3 protein-coding genes and 2 rRNA genes (1 of these 5 running past the window's edge) are annotated in these 8,381 nt (G+C 47.4%); all 5 read left to right on the forward strand.

From position 1 onward, the window contains the following. Positions 1 to 2,336: ribosomal RNA gene (locus tag ACWGXJ_RS11575) — 23S ribosomal RNA — on the forward strand (it extends 590 nt beyond the left edge of the window). Positions 2,337 to 2,484: 148 nt separating this feature from the next. Then, positions 2,485 to 2,601 (forward strand): 5S ribosomal RNA (gene rrf / locus ACWGXJ_RS11580). Positions 2,602 to 3,560: 959 nt separating this feature from the next. Continuing rightward, positions 3,561 to 4,385, forward strand: a complete 825-nt coding sequence (locus tag ACWGXJ_RS11585; RefSeq protein ID WP_452566772.1) for a thioesterase II family protein — start codon at positions 3,561 to 3,563, stop codon at positions 4,383 to 4,385. A gap of 210 nt (positions 4,386 to 4,595) precedes the next feature. Then, complete coding sequence (locus tag ACWGXJ_RS11590) at positions 4,596 to 6,491, forward strand: ABC transporter ATP-binding protein (RefSeq protein WP_452566773.1); 1,896 nt, start codon at positions 4,596 to 4,598, stop codon at positions 6,489 to 6,491. Then, positions 6,466 to 8,331 (forward strand): ABC transporter ATP-binding protein, encoded by a 1,866-nt coding sequence (locus tag ACWGXJ_RS11595; protein WP_452566774.1) that lies wholly within the window; start codon positions 6,466 to 6,468, stop codon positions 8,329 to 8,331. Before ACWGXJ_RS11590 ends, ACWGXJ_RS11595 begins: the two co-directional genes overlap by 26 nt. The last annotated feature ends 50 nt before the right edge of the window (positions 8,332 to 8,381 follow it).

The following is an 8,381-nucleotide window of genomic DNA, read 5'->3' on the forward strand; positions in this document are numbered from 1 at the left end:
ATCTATGGGTGATGGCGTGCCTTTTGTAGAATGAACCGGCGAGTTACGTTCCCGTGCAAGGTTAAGGTGAAGAGCTGAAGCCGCAGCGAAAGCGAGTCTGAATAGGGCGAATGAGTACGTGGACGTAGACCCGAAACCGGGTGATCTACCCCTGTCCAGGGTGAAGGTGCGGTAACACGCACTGGAGGCCCGAACCCACGCATGTTGAAAAATGCGGGGATGAGGTGGGGGTAGCGGAGAAATTCCAATCGAACCCGGAGATAGCTGGTTCTCCCCGAAATAGCTTTAGGGCTAGCCTCGGAAATAGAATCGTGGAGGTAGAGCACTGATTGGGTGCGGGGCCCGCAAGGGTTACCAAGCTCAGTCAAACTCCGAATGCCATCGATTTAGTTCCGGGAGTCAGACAGTGAGTGCTAAGATCCATTGTCGAAAGGGAAACAGCCCAGACCATCAGCTAAGGTCCCCAAGTGTGTGTTAAGTGGGAAAGGATGTGGAGTTGCACAGACAACCAGGATGTTGGCTTAGAAGCAGCCACCATTGAAAGAGTGCGTAATAGCTCACTGGTCGAGTGACTCTGCGCCGAAAATGTAACGGGGCTAAACACACCACCGAAGCTATGGCTTGATGCTTTGCATCAGGGGTAGGGGAGCGTTGAATGCGGGTTGAAGGTGTACCGTAAGGAGCGCTGGACTGCATTCAAGTGAGAATGCCGGTATGAGTAACGAAAAGATCTGTGAGAATCAGATCCGCCGAAAGCCTAAGGGTTCCTGAGGAAGGTTCGTCCGCTCAGGGTAAGTCGGGACCTAAGGCGAGGCCGATAGGCGTAGTCGAAGGACAACAGGTCGAAATTCCTGTACCACCGTAATCCGTTATGAGCGATGGGGTGACGCAGTAGGGTAGTGACGCGGACTGATGGATGTCCGTCTAAGCAGTGAGGCTGGTGTGTAGGCAAATCCGCACATCGTTAAGGCTGGGCTGTGATGGGGAGCGAAAATTGTAGTAGCGAAGGTCATGATCTCAGACTGCCAAGAAAAGCCTCTAGCCAGGAGAAGGTGCCCGTACCGCAAACCGACACAGGTAGGCGAGAAGAGGATTCTAAGGCGCGCGGAAGAACTCTCGTTAAGGAACTCGGCAAAATGACCCCGTAACTTCGGGAGAAGGGGTGCCTCGGTAGGGTGAATAGCCCGAGGGGGCCGCAGTGAAAAGGCCCAAGCGACTGTTTAGCAAAAACACAGGTCTGTGCGAAGCCGCAAGGCGAAGTATACGGGCTGACGCCTGCCCGGTGCTGGAAGGTTAAGGGGAGTGGTAAGCCTTCGGGCGAAGCTATGAACCGAAGCCCCAGTAAACGGCGGCCGTAACTATAACGGTCCTAAGGTAGCGAAATTCCTTGTCAGGTAAATTCTGACCCGCACGAATGGCGTAACGACTTGGGCGCTGTCTCAACGAGAGATCCGGTGAAATTTTAATACCTGTGAAGATGCAGGTTACCCGCGACAAGACGGAAAGACCCCATGGAGCTTTACTGCAGCTTGATATTGAATTTGGGTACGATCTGTACAGGATAGGTGGGAGCCGTAGAATCTTGAGCGCCAGCTTGAGAGGAGGCATCCTTGGGATACCACCCTGATCGTATCTAGGTTCTAACTTGGTACCGTAAACCGGTGCGAGGACAGTGTCAGGTGGGCAGTTTGACTGGGGCGGTCGCCTCCTAAAGAGTAACGGAGGCGCCCCAAGGTTCCCTCAGAATGGTTGGAAATCATTCGAAGAGTGCAAAGGCAGAAGGGAGCTTGACTGCGAGACCTACAAGTCGAGCAGGGACGAAAGTCGGGCTTAGTGATCCGGTGGTACCGCATGGAAGGGCCATCGCTCAACGGATAAAAGCTACCCTGGGGATAACAGGCTTATCTCCCCCAAGAGTCCACATCGACGGGGAGGTTTGGCACCTCGATGTCGGCTCATCGCATCCTGGGGCTGAAGTAGGTCCCAAGGGTTGGGCTGTTCGCCCATTAAAGCGGTACGCGAGCTGGGTTCAGAACGTCGTGAGACAGTTCGGTCCCTATCTGTCGTGGGCGTAGGAAATTTGAGAGGAGCTGTCCTTAGTACGAGAGGACCGGGATGGACGTACCGCTGGTGTACCAGTTGTTCCGCCAGGAGCACCGCTGGGTAGCTATGTACGGAAGGGATAAGCGCTGAAAGCATCTAAGCGTGAAGCCCCCCTCAAGATGAGATTTCCCAATTAGTAAGACCCCTTGAAGACGACGAGGTAGATAGGTTGGGGGTGGAAGTGCAGTAATGCATGGAGCTGACCAATACTAATCGGTCGAGGGCTTATCCTAAGAATAAAACGCAAATAAGTTTCGGATCCAGTTTTCAGGGTGTAACCTTGAAGGTATGTAGAAATACATACAAGCGCATGGCTATTCATTCACACGATAAGTGATGAACCGAATAACCATACGGAAGAATTTGCACAGCAAATTCATGTTTGGTGGCGATAGCGGAGGGGTTCCACACGTACCCATCCCGAACACGACCGTTAAGCCCTCCAGCGCCGATGGTACTTGGACCGCAGGGTCCTGGGAGAGTAGGACGTCGCCAAGCAAGATAAAAGAGCACAGCCTTAATGGGCTGTGCTCTTTTTGTATACCATAAGGCTTTCGCGTTTTGGAAAATATACAAGAAACCCATACATATACTCCATTCCACTAAATTAATAAGATTGGGGGATAACTACAATAAAGCTTACAACGCTCTGCATATCGACCGATAGTGAAGTCAAACATAATGAAATTTATAAAGCAGCAAGCTCCAACAACAGGGAGCCTTGCTGTTTGCCGTTATTGCTTTTTGAGGGGGTGAAAGATTAAAAGTAAGGCTATAAATTTCTAGAGAACAGGTAACTTTTGAAACGAGATAGAAACGTTTCTATTAGAGTTTGAAAAGAAAATTCATAGCTTTGGGAGAGAAAAACTCAATCCGAACTGAATTTTTAAACGAAGAGTCAGAAAAAAAATTTGCAAAATATGGTCCTTTAGGACTATGAAATAACAATATTTATTACAAAATTAAAGAGTTATTAATTTTGGCTTATGTGAGGTTGACACAAATTCAATCCATTATTTAGGAGGTTAAAGAGAGTTGCGGAAAAAGGCGGAATTTGTCGGATGATATCAGGTTGAATTTGTTACATTTATGTTAATGGCATGTAAAGATAAAATTGTAGTAGGATAAGGGGTTGGGGCTTCAATGTAAATCATAATGAGTTTAGTTTTACAAAATTCGTGAAAACCTAAAATTTCGTTTTAAACTAAATTAACAGATCATGATTGACAGATAACTAATACAAAAAGTGAAATTGTTGCTTTTGAAGTTTGGAAACAAATAACATAATATGGATTTTGTTTTATTTTTATAAGCTCTATCAATTTAGACCATTTGTCCCATGCCAAGTGGTTTTAAAGTTTGTATATTTAAAAATAGTTAGAAAGTGTTGGAAGAAAAAAAGAGATATAAGGATTTACTGTAAAATTATGAACTGCATAGAGGATGGAGGAATTCATATGACGACTCGATCGCAATCTTGGTTCGCGAAAACAGAGGTCCAACCGACTGCGAAGCTCCAACTATTTTGCTTCCCCTACGCCGGTGGTGGTGCTTACATATTTAACTCTTGGAAGTCTAGGTTTGCGCCTGACATTACCGTGTTGCCTATACAACTTCCAGGACGTGAAAGCCGTTCAACAGAAGCTCCAATGGATACTCTTCAAGACATCGTTCAATCGTTGGTTCCCGCAATGGCTCCATACATGCATAAGCCGTTCGCTTTTTTTGGGCACAGTATGGGGGCACTGATTGCATTTGAAACAGCACGACAGTTGTACAGCAAAACTGGAAAGCTACCTGTGCATATTATCATATCTGGTAAATCCGCACCACATCTTCCATACTCCAAAAAACAACTCCATGATTTGGCAGACGATTCTTTCACGGAAGAGCTTCGTTTAATGCAGGGAACCCCTGAAGAGGTGCTGCAAAATGCAGAATTGATGCAAATTATTATGCCTCGTCTGCGTGCAGATTTTAAGGTATGTGAAACTTATGTTTATCAGCCGGGAAATCCACTGGTATGCCCGATGACCGTTTTAGGCGGAATGAAGGATTTTGAGGTTAGCACAGATTCACTCCATGCCTGGCAACAACATACGACATCACCTATGGATGTTCGGATGTTCGAAGGTAATCACTTTTTCATCCATGAACAAGAACAAGAGGTTATGAGCGCAGTCGAGAACATTCTTTCTACATCCTCGCCGATGGCCCACGCGGCGGCAGCTCACACAGCTTACAACACAAGCACCCTACAACCACGATTCAGACAGAGTTGAATGTCCCACACATCACGATACACTTCGTTATCACCATCTCAATCAACAACCAACCCACATCAAGATGTAAATTCCAACATAGTTCAAAATCGCATTTTATTCTGCACGGATACTCATGCATCCAAACCCAGAGTTTATCTCAACGACGTCCACAGCCAATATAAAAAGTTCGCACTGATAAAAGTGTGGGCAACGAAAAGAGGGATGCCCTTGTTTCGATTAAATTCTGCTTTTCGGAGACTCGCACGTTATGTAAGGCCGTATAATCTATGGGTTTTCATAACGGTGATCGCCTCCTTGTGTTTGGCAGCTATTGACATTGTTTTGGGTAAGGCCATTGAGCAAATGGCACAGGGGACATTCTCCTCTACCCAGAACATGATCTATCTGGTTGTTGGTATGACGCTAATTGGAATGCCATGTAAGTTTGTGATGAGGTACGCTTCAGCGCGATTTAGTGTTAGTGCTCTGCGCGACTTGAGAGGCGATCTCGTACATAAGTTTTGCGATTTACCGGTTTCCAGCGTGGAAAGGAAATTTACCGGAGATTTGGTATCCCGTCTAACCAATAATACGGCAGTATTACAGAACTTTTTTATCCAGCAGTTTGCCAATCTGTTTTATTTACCGCTTGTGTTTACGGCATCACTCATATTGCTTTTACTGACAAGCTGGAAACTGATATTGGCAAGTCTTGCGCTCATGCCAATAGGAATGATCATAACATCACTAATGAGCAAGCCGATTGAAAAATATTCCGCGGATCTTCAGGAGAAAATTGCTCATTTGAACGCTGTGGGGCAAGATGCAATCGGAGGAATCCCTATCGTCAAGGCATTCAATATGCAAGCTGTGCTGTTGAAGAAGTATATGGTGATTATGGAGGAGGTCGTCAAGCGCGGCCTACGGCTAGAAAAGCGCTATGCAGCCATTACTCCGGTAGGTGTGATGATGCTAGCAACACCGATTATTTTAGTCATTGTATACGGAGGATACCTGATACAACATGGAGAGCTGAATGCTGGAGGCATTGTACTTTTTTTATACCTGATTTCGTTCATATTGCAGCCGATTGCCATGCTGCCGACGATCATTTCGCAAATGAAGGAAGCGGGTGGAGCCGCAAAGCATTTGTTTGAGGTACTGGATTGGCAGAATGAACGTCAGGATGGCGAAATGACCTTGGTAGATCAGAAGCGAGAGAATGAGGCGCCTCATTTGAAAGACGAAGCAAATGGGGAAGCCAACCGAATGAGTGAAGGCGGAGCAGAAAGTGATGATGACGTTGATAGTGTTGCTGTAGTCAGCTTTGAGCATTTGACCTTTGGCTACGATGAAGGGAACACAGTGCTGAAGGATATCAGCTTCCAGGCAGGGCAAGGGGATATGGTGGCGATTGTCGGTGCCAGCGGTGGAGGTAAGAGCACGATTTTCAAGCTGCTTTGCGGATTTAATGAACCTGGAGAGCATGCTGGAACCATTCAACTATTTGGAAAGAGTTTGACAGATTGGAATTTAACCAGCCTGCGCAGTCATATTTCGATGGTATCTCAGGAGTCGTCGCTTTTTCCGGCCACCATTGCAGAAAATATCGGATATGGACGTTTGGCGGCGACTCGGGAAGAAATTGTCGAAGCGGCGAAAGCGGCACATGCGCATGATTTTATTGTTCAACTTCCCGAGGGCTATGAAACCCTGTTGAGCGAGCGGGGAGGCGGATTGTCTGGCGGTCAAAAACAGCGTATTTCCATAGCAAGAGCATTACTGAAAAATGCTCCACTGCTTCTATTGGACGAGCCGACTTCAGCACTCGATAGTCAGTCGGAGGCTCAGGTGCAGAATGCGATGAATGCGGTAATGCAAAACCGGACGGTACTGGTCATTGCTCATCGACTGTCAACCGTACGTCAGGCGAACCGCATTATTGTACTCGATCAGGGGAGCATTGTGGAATCGGGTTCTCATGAGGAATTACTAAGTCGTGATGGTGTGTACCGAAAGCTGTATTTGAAAAATTTTGAAGAAGAACAGCATACGGCGGAAAACGGGTTTTCGTTGCCTGAGGAAAGGGGTGAGTGTCGTGACCTTCAAGCAGGGGTTTTATGAATTTAAGCAGTTGATGTCCCTGATGAAGCCGCAACGAAAATGGTATTTTACCGGGCTGGTTGGCAATAGTCTGACCAATGCGAGCATCACGATTTTACTTTCTTTTGTGGTGCATTATTTGCTGAATTTCGCGGTTAATGGCGATGTACAGGAGCTATACCGAGCGGTCTATTTGGTTAGTGGTACATTTTTGGCATTAAGTCTTATTTCCCCCCTGTGCAGCTATATGTATAAACGGTGTGTAAAGCTGGCGATTGCCGAAGTACGAATGAAACTATTTGGCCACATTGTTAAGCTATCGTACGATAAAGCCGAAAAACACCATTCGGGTGATCTTGTATCCCGTATGACGAATGATGTACAGGCGCTGGAGCAGGCTTACACCGTTCATATCCGCTCGATTATACTGGAAATTTCGCTTTTCTTGGGCTCGTTGGTCATTTTGATGACGCTTGATTGGCGATTTGGGATTATGGCGGTTTTACTTGGGCTGGCTTCAGCCTGGATCAATGCTCATTTCGCGAAGAAAATGCGAAAGACGAGTGAAGAGTTACAGGGACGGATGAGCAGGTTCACGGAACGATTGAGTGATTTGCTTTCCGGTTTGCAGACGGTGAAGTTGTTTGGGTTGAGGACAAAGGTAGGTGGACTATGTAACGATGCAAGCGAGGACATAAACCGTATCAGCATCCGGCAGGGACGTCATATGGGCTTGCAGGATATGTGCAATTTTGTCATAGAGTTCATTACGCTGGGCGGTGTGCTTGTCGCCGGATTGATTCTGGTATCGCAGAAGCAAATGGAACTGGGAGTATTGGGACAGATTGTGCAGCTGCAAACCGGTATTTCAACGGTGTTTTTGGAGCTAGGGGCGGCTGTAACACTGTTACAAAACTCCTTGGCAGGCTTGGCGCGTATCCGCGAAATTCTGGATGAGTCGAAGGAAGAAGAGCAGTTCCCCGCGGCTAAAAAGAAGGGACTGCTGACTAGGCTTATCGATCCCGAGACGTCAGCTTTATCAGCCCGTGAATCTGGGGAATTCTATGGCGATGTTGAGACCTTGCGTTCAGACCATGCCATTGAACAGACTCCGGCTGCGCTGGAGCTGCACGACATCACCTTTGGCTATCAGCCTAACTATCCAACGCTGCAAAGGTTAAACTTGGTCGTGCCAGAAGGACAGGTAACCGCGCTTGTTGGCCCGAGTGGTGGCGGCAAAAGCACAGTCATGAAGCTGTTGTTGGGATTTTACCCACCGGACGAAGGTGTGCTGCGGGTTCGTGGTCGCTTGGCAGAAGAATTTACGTTGGATGAGGTCAGGGATTTGATGGCCTATGTACCACAGGAGGCTACGCTGTTCCACGGTACAGTAGCGGATAATATCCGTTTTGGCTCACCGACTGCCACGGATGAGGAAGTAGAGGCTGCGGCCAAAACAGCCTATGCCAGCGGCTTCATAGCCGAGCTGCCAGAGGGGTACGACACGATTGTCGGTGAACGCGGAGCCAATTTGTCTGGCGGTCAAAGACAGCGGATCGCAATTGCTCGTGCTTTGCTCAAAAATGCACCGATTTTGCTGTTGGATGAAGCAACCTCGGCTTTGGATGCAGAATCGGAATATGAAGTCCAGCAGGGCTTAAATGAGCTGATGAAGGATCGTACGACATTAGTTATTGCCCATCGATTGTCTACGATTGAACGGGCGGATACGATCTGTGTCCTTGCCGATGGTGAACTGAAAGAGCAGGGTACCCATGATCAGCTCCTTGCCGAGGGCGGTCATTATGCAGAGCTGTATGAGCTTCAATTTCGAAAGCATCCCGAGGAACAAACCGCATAAATATGCGAATTTCCTTTTTACCAATATCTAATTTGCGAGGAGAGAGACGG

This window comes from Paenibacillus sp. S33 (genome assembly GCF_053615415.1).

Bases quoted from the DNA above. Each gene is read 5' to 3' on its own strand.
- ACWGXJ_RS11585 (WP_452566772.1), top strand. From the start codon at position 3,561: ATGACGACTCGATCGCAATCTTGGTTCGCGAAAACAGAGGTCCAACCG.